Source organism: Marinobacter manganoxydans MnI7-9, from assembly GCF_000235625.1.
Classification (GTDB): Bacteria; Pseudomonadota; Gammaproteobacteria; order Pseudomonadales; family Oleiphilaceae; genus Marinobacter; species Marinobacter manganoxydans.
The window spans coordinates 24,672-42,837 of sequence record NZ_AGTR01000044.1; the positions used below are offsets into that span (position 1 = coordinate 24,672).

The 18,166-nt window shown below is 58.8% G+C and carries 14 protein-coding genes; 10 read left to right on the forward strand and 4 right to left on the reverse strand.

All coding sequences use genetic code 11. The features are described from left to right. Positions 1 to 75: 75 nt before the first annotated feature. Together KYE_RS11215 and KYE_RS11220 are read left to right on the forward strand one after the other, a co-directional pair. Positions 76 to 1,176, forward strand: a complete 1,101-nt coding sequence (locus KYE_RS11215; protein ID WP_008173339.1) for an efflux RND transporter periplasmic adaptor subunit — start codon at positions 76 to 78, stop codon at positions 1,174 to 1,176. Further along, on the forward strand, positions 1,176 to 4,265 hold the full coding sequence (locus KYE_RS11220) for an efflux RND transporter permease subunit (protein ID WP_008173340.1): 3,090 nt from the start codon (positions 1,176 to 1,178) through the stop codon (positions 4,263 to 4,265). The genes KYE_RS11215 and KYE_RS11220 overlap by 1 nt, the downstream gene beginning before the upstream one ends. Before the next feature lie 64 nt (positions 4,266 to 4,329). On the opposite strand, the gene KYE_RS21965 is transcribed toward KYE_RS11220, so the two are convergent. Further along, positions 4,330 to 4,923 (reverse strand): AraC family transcriptional regulator, encoded by a 594-nt coding sequence (locus tag KYE_RS21965; RefSeq protein WP_227497821.1) that lies wholly within the window; start codon positions 4,921 to 4,923, stop codon positions 4,330 to 4,332. Positions 4,924 to 5,385: 462 nt separating this feature from the next. After that, a complete protein-coding gene (locus KYE_RS11230) occupies positions 5,386 to 7,074 on the reverse strand; it encodes a putative bifunctional diguanylate cyclase/phosphodiesterase (protein ID WP_008173342.1) in 1,689 nt (562 codons plus the stop codon). 238 nt (positions 7,075 to 7,312) lie between these two features. Here KYE_RS11230 and KYE_RS11235 point away from each other — a divergent pair, with 238 nt between their 5' ends. The 5 genes from KYE_RS11235 (at position 7,313) to KYE_RS11255 (ending at position 12,950) form a co-directional block, all read left to right on the forward strand. Beyond that, positions 7,313 to 8,944, forward strand: a complete 1,632-nt coding sequence (locus KYE_RS11235) for a PAS domain-containing methyl-accepting chemotaxis protein (RefSeq protein WP_008173343.1) — start codon at positions 7,313 to 7,315, stop codon at positions 8,942 to 8,944. Between the two features lie 50 nt (positions 8,945 to 8,994). Then, positions 8,995 to 9,309, forward strand: a complete 315-nt coding sequence (locus KYE_RS11240) for a DUF3301 domain-containing protein (RefSeq protein ID WP_008173344.1) — start codon at positions 8,995 to 8,997, stop codon at positions 9,307 to 9,309. Between the two features lie 129 nt (positions 9,310 to 9,438). Continuing rightward, positions 9,439 to 10,365 carry an esterase/lipase family protein gene (locus tag KYE_RS11245; RefSeq protein ID WP_008173346.1) on the forward strand — a complete coding sequence of 309 codons (927 nt, stop codon included), beginning with the start codon at positions 9,439 to 9,441 and terminating at the stop codon, positions 10,363 to 10,365. Between the two features lie 7 nt (positions 10,366 to 10,372). Then, positions 10,373 to 11,476 carry a lipase secretion chaperone gene (locus KYE_RS11250; protein ID WP_008173349.1) on the forward strand — a complete coding sequence of 368 codons (1,104 nt, stop codon included), beginning with the start codon at positions 10,373 to 10,375 and terminating at the stop codon, positions 11,474 to 11,476. 79 nt (positions 11,477 to 11,555) lie between these two features. Next, positions 11,556 to 12,950, forward strand: coding sequence for a sensor histidine kinase (locus KYE_RS11255; RefSeq protein WP_008173352.1), 1,395 nt, complete (start codon positions 11,556 to 11,558; stop codon positions 12,948 to 12,950). Here the strand turns inward: KYE_RS11255 and KYE_RS21155 are convergent. Continuing rightward, complete coding sequence (locus KYE_RS21155) at positions 12,883 to 13,542, reverse strand: response regulator (protein WP_008173353.1); 660 nt, start codon at positions 13,540 to 13,542, stop codon at positions 12,883 to 12,885. The two genes, KYE_RS11255 and KYE_RS21155, sit on opposite strands and share 68 nt — an antisense overlap. A 229-nt stretch (positions 13,543 to 13,771) precedes the next feature. On the opposite strand from KYE_RS21155, the gene KYE_RS11265 reads away from it, so the two are divergent. From KYE_RS11265 to KYE_RS11275, 3 genes are all read left to right on the forward strand, one after another. Continuing rightward, positions 13,772 to 15,070, forward strand: a complete 1,299-nt coding sequence (locus KYE_RS11265; RefSeq protein WP_227497822.1) for a substrate-binding domain-containing protein — start codon at positions 13,772 to 13,774, stop codon at positions 15,068 to 15,070. Positions 15,071 to 15,183: 113 nt separating this feature from the next. Further along, positions 15,184 to 16,479, forward strand: a complete 1,296-nt coding sequence (locus tag KYE_RS11270) for a pyridoxal phosphate-dependent aminotransferase (RefSeq protein WP_008173357.1) — start codon at positions 15,184 to 15,186, stop codon at positions 16,477 to 16,479. A 56-nt stretch (positions 16,480 to 16,535) separates the two neighbouring features. Further along, positions 16,536 to 17,360: an inositol monophosphatase family protein gene (locus KYE_RS11275; protein WP_008173359.1), complete on the forward strand. Its 825-nt coding sequence runs from the start codon at positions 16,536 to 16,538 to the stop codon at positions 17,358 to 17,360. Positions 17,361 to 17,548: 188 nt separating this feature from the next. On the opposite strand, the gene slmA is transcribed toward KYE_RS11275, so the two are convergent. Further along, entirely contained in the window at positions 17,549 to 18,136 is a 588-nt protein-coding gene (slmA, locus tag KYE_RS11280) for a nucleoid occlusion factor SlmA (protein WP_008173360.1), read from the reverse strand. Positions 18,137 to 18,166: the final 30 nt, after the last annotated feature.

The following is an 18,166-nucleotide window of genomic DNA, read 5'->3' on the forward strand; positions in this document are numbered from 1 at the left end:
CGGTGACATTAGCGACCCTGTTTTGTAGGATGCTATGCTTCCCAAAATCTGACACAGATCCTCAGGACCCGAATCATGCGCACTGCTTCCCGCTTTCTGATCGTCATTATATTTCTCGGCGTAGTGCTCGGAGGCATCTTCGGCTACAAATTCTACCAGTTTGGCCAGATGCAAGAGCAGATGTCCCAGCCCCAACCGCCGGCGCAGATTTCCGCCGTTGAGGCTCAGAACGAAGCCTGGACACCGGCCATCAAGGCCGTGGGCAGTGTTGAAGCCATTAACGGCATCCGGGTTGCCAATGAGGTACCCGGTGTGATTGAGGCCATCAATTTCGAATCCGGCGACGTGGTCAAACAGGGCGATGTATTGATCCGCATTGACGCCGCCATTGATGAGGCTGCCCTTCGCACTCGCCGTGCCGAGGCGCAACTGGCCGAGCAGGAATTCAAACGGGTATCCGACCTGTTACCCAAGCGCGCAGTGTCGCAGTCCCAATACGATGAAGCCAAGGCCAATTTCGACGCCGCCCGCGCGCGGGTCAATGAAGCCGAGGCCCAGTTGAGCAAGAAAATTATCCGCGCGCCCTTCGATGGCACGCTCGGTATCCGGATGGTCGACCAGGGCGAATACATTGCCACCGGCACCCCAATTGTCGAGATCAACATGCTGGATCCGATTTATGTCGACTATACCCTGTCCGAGAAAAACCTGCCGAACGTAGCAACAGGCTATCCGGTGGTCGCCACCGTCGCAGCTGTTCCGGAGCAGGATTTCGAGGGTTCCGTCAGCGCAATCAACACCTCGGTTAACCCGGAGACCCGGACTGTCCGGGTTCGCGCCACGCTGTCTAACCCGGACAACCTCTTACGCCCTGGCATGTTTGCCACCGTATTGACGCAGCAACCGGAAGACAACGAGGTAGTCACGGTGCCGCGCACCGCCATCTCCTACAACACTTACGGCGACTTTGTGTTTGTCGTTGAAGAGAATGACGACGGGAATCTGGTGGTTAATCGTCGCACGGTAACCACCGGCGAAACCCGCAACACCCGCGTAGCCGTTCTGTCCGGGCTGGAAGCCGGTGAAACCGTTGTAGAGAAGGGGTTGCTGCGCCTGCGCGCAGGTCAGAAAGTTGCCATTCAGGACGAAGAGCAGAAGCAGGGGGCGTCTGAGTAATGCGCTTCACCGACATTTTTATCCACCGTCCCGTACTGGCGACGGTGGTCAGCCTGCTGATTCTGCTTCTGGGCGCCCGCGCGGCCATGGAAATGGAAATCCGGCAGTACCCTGAGCTTGAAAGCACCACGGTGACCGTGACAACGGCCTACCCCGGTGCCAGCTCCGACCTGATCAAAGGCTTTATTACCACGCCGCTGCAGCAGGCCATTGCCGAGGCGAGTGGCATTGACTATCTCACATCCACAAGCTCGCAGGGCACTTCCACCATTGAAGCCAAAATGGTGCTGAACTATGACGCCAACGCAGCCCTTGCTGAAATCCAGGCGAAGGTGGCGAGCCAGCGCAACGTTCTGCCGGCGGAGGCCCAGGACCCGGTCATCACCTCCACCACCGGTGACTCAACCGCCCTGATGTATATCGCCTTCTACAGTAACGAGCTGGCGGTGCCCGAGATCACCGACTACCTGACCCGCGTTGTCCAGCCCCGACTGCAGGCGCTTTCCGGTGTCGGCAAGGCCGAACTGCTGGGGCGTAAATTTGCCCTTCGGGTTTGGCTGGATCCGGAGCGCCTGGCGGCCGTCGACATGACACCGCAGGAGGTAGTCGCAAAGCTCCGCGCCAACAACTACCAGGCTGCCGTAGGTAACACCAAGGGCACCTACACCGAAATCAGCATGACCAGCGACACCGACGTCGCTGATCCGGATGCGTTCCGCAACCTTGTCGTCAAACAGTCCGAAGGCACCCAGATCCGACTGCAGGACATCGCCCGAGTCGAACTGGGCTCGGAGACCTACGATCAACTGGCTCTTTACAAGGGACAGCCTGCCACTTACGTGGCGATTGAACTGGCCCCCGGAGCCAACCCGCTGACCGTCGCCGGCCTGGTGAAGGGCGAGCTGCCGGACATCGAAAGCCAACTACCTTCGGGCCTGGATGTTCGCCTGGCTTACGACGCCTCAGACTTTATCGAAGATTCCATCAACGAGGTTATCCAGACACTGCTGGAAGCCATGATCATCGTTCTGGTGGTGGTGTTCCTCTGCCTCGGCTCGGTTCGGGCTTCGATTGTTCCGTCGGTTGCGGTGCCGCTGTCACTGATTGGCGGCGCCTTCATCATGTTGATGTTCGGTTTCTCGCTGAACCTGCTTACCCTGCTGTCGATGGTTCTCGCCATCGGTCTCGTTGTGGATGACGCCATTATCATGGTAGAGAACGTTCACCGGCACATTGAGCAGGGAGAATCCCGTTTTGACGCCGCAATCAATGGTGCGCGGGAAATGGCGGTTCCCATCATTGCCATGACCACCACCCTGGTGGCGGTGTACGCCCCGATCGGCTTCATGGGCGGGCTTGTTGGCTCCCTGTTTACGGAGTTCGCCTTCACGCTGGCCGGTACCGTGGTTATTTCCGGCATTGTTGCCCTGACGCTTTCTCCGATGCTGTCGGGCAAGGTTCTCAAACCCCACGGCAACCCGGGTAAATTCGAAAACCTGGTAGAGAAAACGTTCAACGGCCTCGCCGCCACCTACAAGTCGGCCCTGAGCTCACTGATGCAAACCAAGTCGGTCGTGGTTTTCTTCGCCGTCGTGGTGCTGGGCTCAATCTATTTCATGGTCTCCATGAGCCAGAACGAGCTGGCTCCCACCGAGGACCAGGGCATTCTGTTCTATCAGGGGCTTGGCCCACAGACGTCGACACTGGATTACCTGCTGGAGCACGGCGATGAAATCCAGGAGCGTATGTCGACGGTTCCGGGCTACAACGAAGACTTCATGATCATCGGGATCACCGGCCCGAATGCCGTATTCGGTGGTTTCAAGATGGCGCCCTGGAGCGAGCGGGAAATCAGCCAGTTTGAGGCCCAGCCCAAACTTGATGCCGAGCTCAAAAACGTCACCGGGCTGCAAACCGCAGTCTTCCCGCGCCCCTCACTGCCGGGCTCCGGCGGCGGTTTGCCGTTCCAGTTCGTAATCACCACCGGCAACAACTATGAACAGCTGGACCAGGTGGCTGACGAACTGCTCGGCAAAGCCATGGGCAGCGGTAACTTCATGTTCCTGCAGAAGTCCATCAACTTTGATCGTCCGATCACGCGTATCAACGTTGATCGGGACCGGGTGGCGGACCTTGGCCTGTCCATGCAGGACGTCGGCCAGAGCCTGTCGAGCATGCTCGGAGGCGGCTACATCAACCGGTTCAGCATGGAGGGCCGTTCCTACCAGGTCATTCCGCAGGTAGATCAGCAGTTCCGGCTGGACGCCCAGGCCCTCAATGAGTACTACATTCGGGCAGACAACGGCGAACTGGTGCCGCTGGGCAGCGTCGTCAGCTTCACCCAGGACGTTGAGCCATCCAACCGGACCCAGTTCAACCAGCAGAACTCGCTGACCCTTCAGGGTGTGGTTATGCCCGGGGTGGCCGCTGGCACTGCCATGGATTTCATGGAGCAGACCGCCGCCGAAGTGTTCCCGCAGGGTTACACCTACGACTACACCGGCCAGACAAGACAGTTGGCCACCCAGGGCAGCGCATTGATGGTGACCTTCTTCCTGTCGCTGCTGGTCATCTACCTGGTTCTGGCAGCCCAGTTCGAAAGCTGGCGGGACCCGTTCATCATCCTGGTTTCGGTACCCATGTCGGTAGCCGGGGCAATGGCGTTCATCGTGCTCGGATTTGCCACCATGAACATCTATACCCAGGTGGGTCTGATCACGCTGATCGGGGTGGTGTCCAAGAACGGTATCCTGATTGTCGAGTTCGCCAACCAGTTGCAGAAGGAGCGTGGGCTTAACAAAGTGGACGCGGTCATCGAGGCTGCCGCCATTCGTCTGCGGCCAATCATCATGACATCACTGGCGCTGATCTTTGCCATGGTGCCTCTGCTGATTGCCATCGGCCCGGGTGCAGAAAGCCGCTTTGCCATCGGCCTGACCATCAGCGCAGGTCTTGGTATCGGCACCCTGTTCACTATCTTTGTCTTACCGGCGTTCTATATCCTGCTGGGCCGTGATCATCACGGCTCAGCCGCCGGGGAGAATGGCAACGGGTCCGGACCTGAGGAAAAGTCAGCTCCGGCCGACTGATAGGAAGAAAGGTATCGGGCCCGGCCACGGCAACGTGCGCCGGGCCTTTTTTTGCGTGAGACAATCACGTCTCTACAAGTTCCTCCGCGGACGCAACGCTGCGTCGCAGCAGGTTACGGCGCCATTGGACGGTTTCGCTGGGCAGCTCCCCAAAATGCTCACGGTACATGGCGGCAAATCGGCCAAGGTGGGAAAACCCCTCATCCGCGGCGTACCAGGAGATGTGTGGCACCTCACACTGACAGTCAACCAACCGTTCCCGAACCCGGGTCAATCGAGCCCTCTGATAGAACCGATAAGGCGTAATACCCGTTTCCCGCTTCATCAGGTAGTAGAGATTCCGCTCGCTGACCCCGGCGTAACTTGCCAGTTCCTTGAGGTCGAACTCCCAGGCAGGATCCTGCATGATTTTTTCGACCACTCGCTGCAAACGGCGGTCAAGGTTGCGTTCCGAACACACAGCTGCCTTCCGGGGTGTCCAGGGCGTCGCCAACGTATCGAAAAAGCGGTTCGTCAACTGCCTGGCCTGTTCATCCCCCCGAACAAATGGCAAACGTTCCAGGTAACAGTCAATTATTGCTTCAAGAACGGTAAGACATTGATCAGATGATTGCGCGATCCAGTCACCCAGAGCACCAACATCTGGCCTCAGGATCATAACCTTTGTTCCAGGTGCCAGACGAAGTTCGAACCTGTCTTGTGGAACAAGTACAAGCAGTCGGTCCAGAGGCCGCCAGAGGCCTCCCCGAATGGCGATTTCCGGCACCCCTTCTCGGGGTAATAACAGGACAGATTCGGTTGAACGAAAACCCGACACGTCTATCCCTTTGCTGGCTTTGAGCGAAATAACCCGACCGCGCGCACTATCAAGAGCAGAGAGAGAACCAATACTGCCGTCGCCCGAATGCGGGCGGCATTTTATATCGTCGCAGCCAGACAGCACACGGAGAGCGGTGATCCACTCCTCAAATGAGGCGTTATTCAGCCTCAAATACGCGTCCAGATCCGGTTTTGGAGATGTCTTTCTCATTTGAGCCCTGAAACAAAATATTGGGCTACTTCTATAGGAGGCAACACTTTCCCACTAGCCATATCTTGCAAAACCCTGTGAATTTTAGGGTTATTTGCTCTTCTCTTGACTGTGGTCAATCAGATTGGCGCTCCATACTCTCCAGGGAGCCGGCCGCGCCATCAAATATCCCTGTCCTCTCTGGCATTTCAATTCTCTCAGTTTTGCGTGCTGCTCGGCGTTCTCGATTCCCTCAGCAACCACCTCCAGTTCAAGGGCATCGGCAATTGCCAAAATCGCGGAGACGATGCGTGAATCTCGCGATTCCCCACCCAGTCTTTGAGTAAACTGACGATCAATTTTCAGCACCTGAACTGGCAACGTGTGAAGGTAGGCAAGCGAAGAGTAACCTGTGCCAAAATCATCAATGGCGACGACAACCCCCTGCTCACAGAATTCCGCCAGCCTGTCGAGACATTGACGTGAAAGATTCATCAAATGGGTTTCGGTAATCTCGATTTCAGGGCGCCAACCCACTGCTCGAATTCTCTCGAACAGTGGATTCAAGAGGGCTTCAAGACGGGAGTCCGTGATCTGCCGGGCCGAAATATTGAGAGCAAGCCGCAGACCACGGAGAAATGAGGCGGGGAATTCGGAGAGATCCGACTCAATGCAACGGACCAAATGCTCCGTTAGCTCGTGGATATGGCCTCGTTGTTCGGCGATCGGCACAAAATCAGCGGGTGACACGGCACCGAATTCGGGGTGGGTCCAGCGTAGAAGTGCCTCCAGCCCGGCCATCTTGCCGGTATCGAGGTGGTACTGTGGCTGGTAAACAACCGTGAACTCCTCCGGTGCCGTTTTCAGTGAAACAATTAACGCCTCGGATAGCAGCTCGGCCTGCCGACCCTGTTCGGTGTCGACCGCATCGTAAATCCGGAAACAGGCCCGCCCCGCAAGCTTTGCTGCGTACATGGCCCGATCCGCGTTCTGCAGAAGCTCGGATGCCTGACTGCCATGGTCCGGATAGACGGCGGCGCCAACAGATGACGACAAAAAATACTCGCGATGATCGACAATCACTGGCGCCCTGAAGCTCTGAACCATCCGCTGACACACGCTCTCAAGGTCATCATCATTCCGCAGCTCGATGATAGCGGCGAATTCGTCACCCGACAGGCGGGCCACGACATCCCCGCGGCGAAGCACACTCTGGATACATAGAGCTGCCTGCTGCAAAACCCGGTCACCACAATCATGTCCATGCAAATCGTTTACGGACTTGAAGAAATCCAGGTCGATATAGAGCACCGCAAACGCCTGACCGTCCTTTACCCTCTGTGAGACACGCGCCTTGAGGAACTCCTGAAACAGCGCGCGATTGGGCAGCTCGGTCAACGGGTCGTAATAGGCCAGCGAGGCGAGGCGCTCATCGTCAGCCGTCATATCACCGACATCCATGAAAACGCCGGCGTAAAACCGATGGTTTTCATGCTCAACCGGATAGATCATCAACCACTGTGGATAGGTCTCGCCGTTCTTGCGCCGATTCCAGACCAGTCCCTCCCAGCGCCCCTTATGACCAATGGCCCTCCACATGGATTGATAGAACTCGCGGGAGTGAAATCCCGAGCTGAGCACAGAAGGGGGTTGGCCAAGCACCTCGTCCGACCGGTAGCCGGTGACTGAACGGAATTTCTCGTTCACGTAAAGAATTCTTGGCTCCCTGGTTGCCAGCATGATGGCTTTTGGGTGGTTGTCGACGAGAGCCCTGAAATCTTGTTGTTGTAATGCCTGCATGCACTGCTCACTCCTTTTTAGCAGCCCCTGAATCATGTCCGATCAGTTCCACCCACCAGCATAAGCAGTATCTGTCGCCAACCTAGCCACATATTGCAAAAGACGAGAAACCACCAGGGGAAACAGCAAATAGATGAACATATTTTCATTTATTGCAATAACCGGATATTCAGGACAAAAGAACGGGTTGATAGTAGGCCAACAACGAGAAAAACACTGACCCGTGCAAGGAAACGCCATGCGAGTCAACGAACCGGTCACTCAGAAAGAACAGGTTTACCCGGACCACTACCACCTGATCACCACCACCGACCTTCGGGGCAAGATCACCGCCGCAAACGAAGAGTTTGCCGGAGTCGCTGGCTATACAATTGACGAACTGGTCGGCCAGCCCCACAACCTGATACGGCATCCGGACATGCCGCCGGGGGCATTCGAAAATCTCTGGCAAACCATTAAATCCGGCGAATCCTGGCGGGGTATGGTGAAGAACCGCTGCAAGAACGGCGATCATTACTGGGTGGACGCTTTTGTTACGCCAATTCGCAAAGACGGCGAGATTGTTGAGTTCCAGTCTGTTCGCACACGCCCCCGACCAGATCAGGTTGCCCGGGCGGAGAAACTTTATTCGGCCTGGAAACAAGGCAAAGTCCCCCGCAGATACCTTGCAGTCAGTCCGCCCCTGGCATTGAAACTGGGCTGCCTGTATGGACTGCTGGCGGTTGCCCTGCTCTGGTTCGGACTTTCAGAGCTCGCCCTGTCCCATCTAGTGACATTGCAAGGGCTGCTGCTGGCAGTATTCGCGGTACTGGTCTGGCTTACCCTTCCTGTGATGCGCAGCGCCAGATCGGCTTGTACCGAGACCCACCCGGCCATGCCCTGGATCTATACCGGACGCAGGGATGAAGGTGCCTGGATCGAATTTGATCGCCAGAAACGGGATGCCGTTCTTCGGGCCGTTTCCGCCCGCATGCACGCCAATGTGGGCAAGCTCCACGGCCGGAAACAGCGGACCGTCGAGTGGGTCGCCAACTCTGTAGCCAGCATCCGCAGCCAGCAGGGCGATATCCAGGACATAACCCGTGCTTTTGAGGAGCTGGCGGAAAGCGTGCGGCGGGTCAGCGAACTGACCGCACGGACCCACGACGCAACGGACGACGCGCGCCAGTCAGCCAACCAGTGTCGCGGGCAGATGACATCCATGAATCAGTCGCTGTCCGAGCTTGGCGGGCAGCTCTCTGTGGCCAATGACCGCATGCAGGCGCTGTCCGAAAAAAGCGATGCCATTGGCATGGTTCTGGATGTGATCTCCGACATCGCCGAGCAGACCAATTTGCTGGCTCTCAATGCCGCCATCGAAGCGGCGCGAGCCGGCGAATCAGGTCGCGGCTTCGCCGTGGTTGCCGATGAGGTTCGGGGCCTGGCGCTGAGAACCCACGAATCCACCCGCAAGATCGATGAGATGATCGGAGCCCTGCAGACCGAAACCCGGGAAGTGGTTGAGGTGATCAACAACGGAACACGCTGCTGCGAGCAGACAGCCGGCATTGCCAGTGAAGCCAGCGAAACGCTGGAGGCGACGCTCAGGGATGTGGATGTCATTACCTCCTGCACCCACGAGGTAGCCGGCGCGACGGAAGAGCAGGCCGCACTGAGCGTTCAGGTGGAACGGCAGGCAGCAAGGCTTCTGGAACTCGGAAACCGGTCGGTACAGAGCAGTGAAAACGCCCGGGAAGAGTCGGAACACCTGGGCAATAACGTGGATCAGGCCCAATTGCTGACCAGTCATTTCCTGCAGATGCTGTGCGACCGACTGCTGCCGGCACCAGCGCCCCGGAACCGGCAACGATTCCCCGAGCCGACGCAATAAGGTAGGCTGGCGATCAACCCTCTGAGCAACCGTGGAAGATCGCTGCAACCGTGACTCTTGGAACCCTGTTCTGGCTATTCGTGGCCGGATTCGCTGTCTGGTACTGGTGGCGGGCCAAAGCCATCAAGGATTTCGTGCTGCAGGCCGCGCGTCGCTACTGCAAAAGCATGGACGTGATGCTGCTGGATGACGCGGTATTCCTCCGTGGTCTCTGGTTCAAACGCGACGATCAGGGCCGGATCCGCGTATGGCGCCGCTTCCTGTTCGATTTCACGTCTACCGGCGAGGAACGCTACACCGGCCGCATCATCATGCTGGGCCAGCGTATTCAGCATATGGAACTGGAACCCCACCGGTTTTCCTGAATACGCAGCCTTCCTGTCCTCACCCATTTGGGCGATTCCTGATCGCTCCTGACATACCAATAATCGACAACGCATCGACGACCGTCGGCTGCCTGATGCAGCCGTCAACAAAAACAACAGGAGTCACACATGCGTATTCGATTTACCACAGCAGTTGTGCTGGGGCTGGCCTTGCTGTCCGCCTCATTTTCAAGCCACGCCGGCTACACCCAGACCCGCCACCCGATTGTCCTGGTTCACGGCGTCACCGGGTTCAACACCATCGGCGGCCTGGTGAACTACTTCCATACCATTCCCTGGAATCTTGAGCGCAGTGGCGCACAGGTCTATTCCGCCAGCGTGTCCTTCGTCAACAGCAGTGAGCAGCGGGGCCAGCAACTGGCGAACTACGTCAACAGCCTCGGCCATTCCAAAGTCAACCTGATGGCCCACAGCCAGGGCGCGCCTACCTCCCGGGTGACTGCAGCCCTGATTCCTCACCGTATTGCCTCAATCACCTCCATCGACGGCGTTAACAAGGGCTCCAAAGTGGCCGATGTGGTCCGGGGAATCCTTCCGCCGGGTAGCTATGTCGAAGGCGGCGCCAACGCCATCGCCAACGCCCTGGGCGATCTGATCAATGCCTTGTCCGGAGCAGACAACCCTCAGAACGGGCTGGCGGCGCTGGAGACCCTCACCACACCTGGTACAACCAGCCTGAACGATGCCCTTGGCTGGAAAGGCGTGAACCGGAATAGCTGCGCCGGAACCAGCGAGGATGTCTGGATAGACGGCAATCGCATCAAGTTCTTTTCCTGGACCGGCCGGGGCGTGTGGACCAATGCGTTCGACATTACCGACCCGTTCCTGGGTATCACTTCACTGGCCTTTGGCAGCGAGCCCAATGACGGGCTGGTAGGCGTCTGCTCAACCATGATGGGCCGGGTGATCGGCACCCACTACGACATGAACCACGTGGACGCCATCAACCACCTTCTCGGAGCCCGTTCTCTGTGGACCAACCCTGTCACCCTTTACCGCACCCAGGCCAACCGGCTTAAAAACCGCGGTCTGTGAGGTGACCATGAAGCGGACATCCATCGAAGCGCGTCGGTGGCTGTTCCCGGGTGCACTGGCGGCCGTCCTGGTCGCCGGTGCTCTCTGGTATGGCCTTGCCGGAACAGCCCAGACAAACGCCGAAATTTCGGCTTCAATGCCACCATCATCCGCGGCCCCGGCGAAGTCGCCAACGCCAGCATCCGAGCACAGCGCCAAAGCGGTCCCGGAAGAGCCTTCTTCTGGACAGGAGCAATCCCGAACTCCTGATTCCCTCGGGCCGACCCCGTTTGCGGCGTCGCTATCAGGGACACAAATTGACGGCGCCCTGACAGCCGATGACAACGGCGAGCTGGTTATCAATCTCCGGGTGCGTGACTTTTTCGATTACTTCCTCAGCACGGTCGGCGAGGTGACTCCGGAAACAGCCATTCAACAGATCGAAACCATGGCCAGGAACCACTTGCCTGAGCCCGCTTCCACCCAGGCGCTGGCGCTCCTCGATGAGTATCTCGCCTATAAGCAGGCGTCACTGCAAGTCCTGCAAACCCGACTCGACCCAGCCCGAACGGAGGATCCGGGCTATCAGCTGACGGCGCTGGGCGATGCCCTGGCACAGCTGAAAGAACTGCGCGCCAGCACCTTCAGCCCTGATGCCCACCGGGCTTTCTTCGGGCTTGAGGAGGCTTACAGCGAATACACACTGGCGACACTGGCCATTCAGCAGCGCACAGACCTGAGCGAACAGGGCAAACAGGCACTCGTACAGTGGCACCGCAATCAGTTGCCCGAGGAATTGAGGACAACCGAAAAACACCTTCACGCGAGCAGCCGACAACAACAGGCCCGGACAGCAGCCATTGAATCTGCCTCGTCTCCGGAAGCCGCCGGCAGGCAACTGGAAGAGCTTGGCGTGGGTCCGGACGGTGTCGAGAGCGTCGTAAAGTATCTCAAGCAGCGTAAGCGCTTCGACCAGCGCTCCGATGCGTTCCGGGACGCGATGGAACGGGAGGAATCCTCGGGTCTGACCGAGGCCGACATCCAGGAACAGCAAGAAGCTCTGCTGGAACAGCATTTCCCGGATGAGCAGGACAGAACCTGGGCACGGCTGAAGATGCTCGGTAACGGCTGACCGGAATGTGCTCGGGTTCGCGAAGCCAGTCGGCCGGGGCGGATACAATCCAGAAACCTGCCCGACACTGGAAATGGCCATGACAACCGAGCAGATCAGACAACAACAGGCCGCCGGATTTCGGAACCTGCGCTTTGCGCCCGATCTGGAGGAAGCTTACCGGCGAACCCGGTCCGGACTGATCCGACAGCGAGCCCGGCCCGTTTCAGTGGCCGGCCTGTTCCTTTTTTTGATCTACGCGGTTATGGATGCACTGACCCTGCCGCCAGAACTGGCTCAGGTCACGGTCTCCATCCGGCTCGCCGTCACCTGCCCGGTGATTGCATCAGTTGTCTGGCTCGCCTACCGCGCGTCTCCCTCGGACAGGCTCTTCGAGCGCATCTATACCCTGGCCTACCTCGTAGGTGGCCTGAGCGTGGTCGCAATCATTGCCGCCGCGCGACAGGTTGCCTTTCCGCTGCCCTACGAGGGCATGATCCTGATGCTCATGTTCGGATACTTTGCCATGGGGCTGCCGTTCTTAAGCGCGTCCATGGTCTCGCTTGTTCTGATCGTCGGCTACCTTCTGACCGAACTCTGGAGCGGTATGTCCGGCTCCGACATAGCGACCAACCTGTTTTTCCTGACCACGGCCAACCTTATCGGCATGGTTGGCGCGTGGACCAGTGAATACCGCCACCGAGCGCACTTTCTGGACCGCAAGCTGCTGGATCACATGCATCAGGCGGCCCGCGACGAGAGCCGGCGAAAAACGGAACTGATCACCGCAGCCAGCCACGACCTGCGCCAGCCTCTGAACGTGATCGACATAACGCTGGAAAGCCTGTCGCCAAGCAAAGACGGCCCCGCAGCGCACCCGGCCACCCAACAGTTGCGGGACATGATTCGTCATCTCCGGCGCCTGCTGGGCACCGTATTCGACAGCGCACGGCTCAACGAGGGCATGGTGCAAGCCGTTGTCCGACCAACCACACTGGCACCGGTATTCCGGGATCTCAACGATTTGCTGGCGGACTCGCTTGGCAATAACAAGATAGAGGTTCGGATTGACCACCCGGGTAGTGATCTTCAGGTTATGGCGGATCCATCACTGTTGTCGCGGATCCTCCAGAACCTGATATTCAATGCGGTGCAACACAGCAGCGGCACGGCCGTTACCCTGTCAGCAAAAGCCATGGGCTCACATGTGTTGCTGGAGGTCGCGGATGACGGCATCGGCCTGCCACCCGGGCTGGTGGATAACCTGTTCTCACCCTACGTGAGGGGCGCAGGCCCCAGTGAGTATCCGGGTCTGGGACTTGGCCTGACCATTGTTCAGGAATTTGTTGCGCTGATGCGGGGAGAGTGCGGCGCCGAGTCGAGGTCTGGCGGGGGGTCTGTGTTCTGGGTCCGGCTTCCCGCGGCCGTCACAACCACCCACGAGCCCGCGCCAGATTCACGCATTCTGTCCGGTTGTGAACACCAAGCTGGGTAAAAATCGCCTTGAGATGGGTTTTCACCGTGTGCTCCGTCAAATTCAGGCTCTGGCAAATCCGTTTATTGGGAAAGCCCTGGGCCAACAACAGGAGCACGTCCATTTGCCTCGGGGTCAACGACAGCCCCGGTGCCACAGGATCGTTACCGCCAGGGAAATACCTCTCACCGCGGCTTACAGAGCGGACCATGCTCACCAGCGCCGACCGCCCGGCAGATTTCGCCAGAAAGCCACTGGCACCGGCTGCCTGCGCAGCTCTTACCGTAGCTTCGTCTTCACTGCTGGAAATGATCACCACCGGAGGTGGCTCCCTGTGGCTTGCCAGCCTGGGTAACAACGCCAATCCTGTTTCGCCCTGCAAAGCGATATCGAGCAGGATCAGCTGAAAATCGTCCTGACGGACCAACAAATCCGAGGCGCCCTCAACGGTGCTGGCGATCACAACGGATTCGGCCAAGCCTTCCTGACGGATCAGGCCCGCCAACCCCTGGGAAAAAAGGGCATGGTCATCGACCAGCAACACCTTCTTCATGGGAACTGGTCGTGCGCCCGCAGCAGGGGCCTGCCCGGCTTTCGATGTTATGGCATCCATGGATGTGCCTCTGCCCGCTGTGTTTATTTTTGTTACGGCGGATGCGTCACTATAGGCCAGCCGAACGCTGCGCTCCGCGCACTGCTTAACATTTTTTTACAGGGACCTGCGGCCTTGCGTCCCAATGTGTAGGCAGTGAAACACAAATGTCATATTTCTGAAGCATCCTTCCAGCTTCTCAACCAACTGTCTGGTAAGGGTTTTTCGAAAGATGCCGCGATTCACACGGATGACTGCAACACTCCCGGGACTGCTACTGCCCGCTCTTATGGCCTTTCAGGCCCAGGCCTATGACCTGGAAATCCACGGTTCCAATACCGTTGGCGCTACCCTGGCGCCAATGCTCGTTACCGGCTACCTGGAAGAGCATGGCGGCGGGCAGGTTGCAGCCAGGGGCACGGGAGTGGAAAACGAAAAGATCCTGCGAGCGCCTGTGAACAACCGGGCGGCCGAGGTGCTGGTTGCAGCGCACGGATCAAGCACCGGCTTCAAGGCGCTGGCCGCCGGCGAGGCCGACATCTGGGCCTCTTCCCGCCCGGTCAAACCACAAGAAGCGGAGCAATTCCAGGCCCGGGCGGATCTCACTGCGCCCGAGAGCGAACACGTGATTGCCATTGATGGACTGGCCATTCTGGTACATCCATCCAACCCCGTCAGCAAGATGAGTATCGAAACCCTGGGCCGTGTGTTCTCCGGCCAGATCCGGAACTGGTCAGAGCTGGGCGGCCCGGACCGGCCGATCCACCTCTATGCCAGGGATGACCGCTCCGGCACCTGGGACACCTTCAAATCCCTGGTGCTGGGGAAACAGTTCGAACTGGACAGCAATGCCAAACGCTATGAATCCAACGACCAGCTATCGGATGATGTTAGCCGGGATCCGTCGGGCATTGGCTTCTCCGGCCTGGCCTCAGTTCGGGACAGCAAACTCCTGGCTATTTCGGAAGGCAATGCACCAGCACTGCGCCCCAACCAGCTCACCGTCGCCAGCGAGGACTACCCGCTGTCACGGCGTTTGTTCATGTACACGCCGGGAAGCGATGTCCCAGCGCTTTCCGCCGGTCTGATCGGATTCGCCCTGGGCCAGCAAGGTCAGGCACTGGTGGCCGAGTCCGGCTTTATCTCTCAGAACCCCATCGCAGTAAAGCCGGAATTCGACGACGCGACGCCCGAGAGCTTTCGCCGCCTGACCGGCAACTACCATCGCCTGACGGTCAATTTCCGCTTCTCAGAAGGCCGGACCAAGCTCGATAACAAGGCCCGCAGGGACCTGCAGCGGGTTCAGCAGTACCTGATCCAGAACGGCCGGCCCGCTGACGACCTGCTATTGATCGGGTTTGCCGACACCCAGAGTCATGAATTACGTGCCCAGATGATCTCCGAGCTCCGGGCCCTGTCCGTCCGCAAGGCGCTTCAGGAAGTGGATGTTCCTGACGTGGCCTACACCGGCTACGGCCAGTACATGCCGGTTGGTGGCAGTGGCAGCCGGCGCAATGGTCGCGTGGAAGTCTGGATCAAATCCCGCTAGTCGAGACCAAAGTCTGACGAAAAACTGCGGCAATCACCTATCCGCCACGACATCACAGATATGTTTGGGTTTCCTATACTGACGGGGTCATTTCCAACCAACAGACAGGGACAATGGACATCCAAAACGACCACCGTTACGCGATCAACCTGAACGTCCGGGGTATTCAGCCCTCGGCCACCCTTCGAATCAATGAGCTGAGCAATCACCTCAAATCCGAGGGCAAGGACATTATCAAACTCGGGCTGGGGCAGTCCCCTTTCCCGGTTCCCGATCGCGTGGTGGAGGCGCTCAAGGAGCACGCCCACGAAAAGGACTATTTGCCGGTAAAAGGGCTCAAAGGCTTACGCGAGGCAATCGCCGGCTATATTCGCCGGAGTGAGCGCATGCACTGCACCTGGGAAGACGTGCTGATTGGCCCGGGCTCCAAGGAACTGCTGTTCATGCTGCAGCTGGCCTACTATGGTGATCTGCTGATCCCGCGTCCGAGCTGGGTCTCCTATGCCCCGCAAGCCCGGATCATCGGCCGCTCGGTTCACTGGCTGCCAACCCATGCCGAGAACAACTGGCAGCTTACCGCCGAAGAGCTGGATATCATCTGTCGGGATGATCCCTCGCGGCCCCGGATTTTGATCCTGAACTACCCGTCCAACCCCACCGGCTGCACCTACACCGACGACCAGCTACTGGCCATTGCCAATGTGGCCCGAAAATACCGGCTGATCCTGCTCTCCGATGAGATCTACGGTGAGGTGCATTTCGAGGGCAGGCACAAATCCATTGCCAGGTATTACCCGGAAGGCACCATCATCAGTACCGGCCTCAGTAAATGGGCCGGTGCCGGCGGCTGGCGCCTTGGCACATTCATTTTCCCCCGGGAACTGAGGCCCCTGCAGGACGCCATGGCCATCATCGCCAGTGAAACCTACACCGCGACGAGCGCGCCGATCCAACACGCGGCCATTGCAGCGTTCAATGGCGGTGACGACATCGACGAATACCTTAAACAGTCCCGTCGGGTGCTGAAGGTTGTTGGCGAGTACATGCACCGTCGACTGAGCGACATGGGCGCGGTAGTCCAGAAACCGGAAGGCGCGTTCTACCTGTTCCCGGACTTCTCCGGCTTCCGCGAACAACTGGCCAGTAAAGACATCAAGACCAGCCAGGCCCTCTGCCAGGCCCTGCTGGAAAACACCGGCGTGGCCATCCTGCCGGCCAGCGATTTTGGCTTCGTGCCGGATCATCTGGCGGCGCGCCTGGCCTTCGTCGACTTCGACGGCGCCGAATCCCTGGAGCTCGCCGGCGGCGACTATGCCGAACAGGAACTGGGCGACGACTTCGTGAAACAGGCTTGCCCGCGGCTGGTCACCGCCATGGACAAGATGGAGCAGTGGCTGAACAGCCTCTGATCCTGCCGTGTTAGACTGGCGCCCTCATTCTCTAACGGGATATCAACGGGGGCGCCATGTCTGATTCAGTTTCTCTGCTCGAGATTACCGACTTTGCCGAAAACCTGGCCCGCGAGGCCGGCGAACTGATTCGCCGCGAGCGGGACAACAACGCCCTGCGCACCGATTACAAGCATCAAACCGAGCTGGTAACCCACGCCGACGTGATGGCGGACGAATTCATCACAGGCGCCATCCGCAAACGCTTCCCCGGTCACCGGATTCTCTCGGAAGAGACCATGCCGGACCTTAGCCAGGCCGAGGAGCTGGATACCCCCCTCTGGATCGTCGACCCCATCGATGGCACCGTGAACTATGCCTATGGCCATCCCCAGGTAGCCGTCTCCATTGCCTATGCCGAAAAAGGTCGGGTTCAGGCCGGTGTGGTGCATGCGCCCTTCCCCGGCGAAACCTTCCGGGCGACCCGCTCAGAGGGCGCCACGCTGAACAACCATCCGATCCGCCACAGCGGCGCCACCGTGCCCCGGGATGCCCTGTTTGCAACCGGCTTCCCCTACACCAAGGACGCCCTGGAACCGCTGGTCAAACGCCTGGATGCAATGATTCACCAATGCCGCGACCTGCGGCGCATCGGTTCCGCGGCACTGGATATCTGCTGGGTGGCCTGTGGCCGACTGGATATCTACTATGAAAACGTCAGCCCATGGGACTTCGCCGCCGCCCGCCTGATCGCCCTGGAAGCAGGCGCCACCGCTGGCCATTTCAGTGAAGTGCCCGACGGTTATCCTGCCGACCTCTGGGGCCGCGATATCCTGATTTCGGCCCCGGCTCTTTGGGAGCCTGTTCGGTCTATCCTGCGGTCTGCCTCTGGGTACGACTGATTGTGCTTGTGATTGCCTTCGGGGGTTGTCACTAGCCTGTTAACTTCGGGGCGGGCACAGGATGGGAACCTGCTCCCCGAAACCGCTACGAGCACATTCATGTGCTCGTAGCGGTTTCGGGAAAGCCCTTCCTGCCTTCGCCTCACCACCGGATCTATCAGGCTACCAAAAGGAGGCCAACTCCAAGCTCAGCCCCAAACACCTTCTGCAACCAACCCCCAACTCTCGTCGAAGTCAGTAGAAGGCAACCGCGAGAACGAGGAGCGGATAAACCGCTGGATCCGCCCTTCAACAAAAACCAGTACAAAGTCCGCGCCGCGAGCAGACGTCGTCCGGGGCCGCAGGCCCTGGCGGATTTCGCCTTCTTTGAGGGTTTGCCGTACCTGGGTTTCCAGGCGCTCGAAGAACTGGGAGGCACGCTTGCGCAGGGTGTCGTTCTCGCCCATCAAAGCATCACCGGTCAGCACACAACACAGCCCCGGATTGCGTTCAGCAAAGACCAGCACCAGGTGCACCAATTGCTGGAGACGAACCCGCACGTCCTCCTGCTCCTGCAGGATCACCTGACAGCGAGAGAACACGGCCTCTTCAGCAAACTCGATAAGCGCCTCGAACATTTTCCGCTTGCTGGGAAAGTGCCGATACAAAGCCGCCTCGGTAACGCCCACGGATTTGGCGAGACCGGCGGTGGTGATACGGGCGCCCGGATCAGTCTCCAGGAGTTCCACAAGAGCATGGAGAATCGCCTCGCGGCGACTGGGTTTCTGGTCAGTCATGGCAGGACAGCAGCGCTCTGATTTATCGTT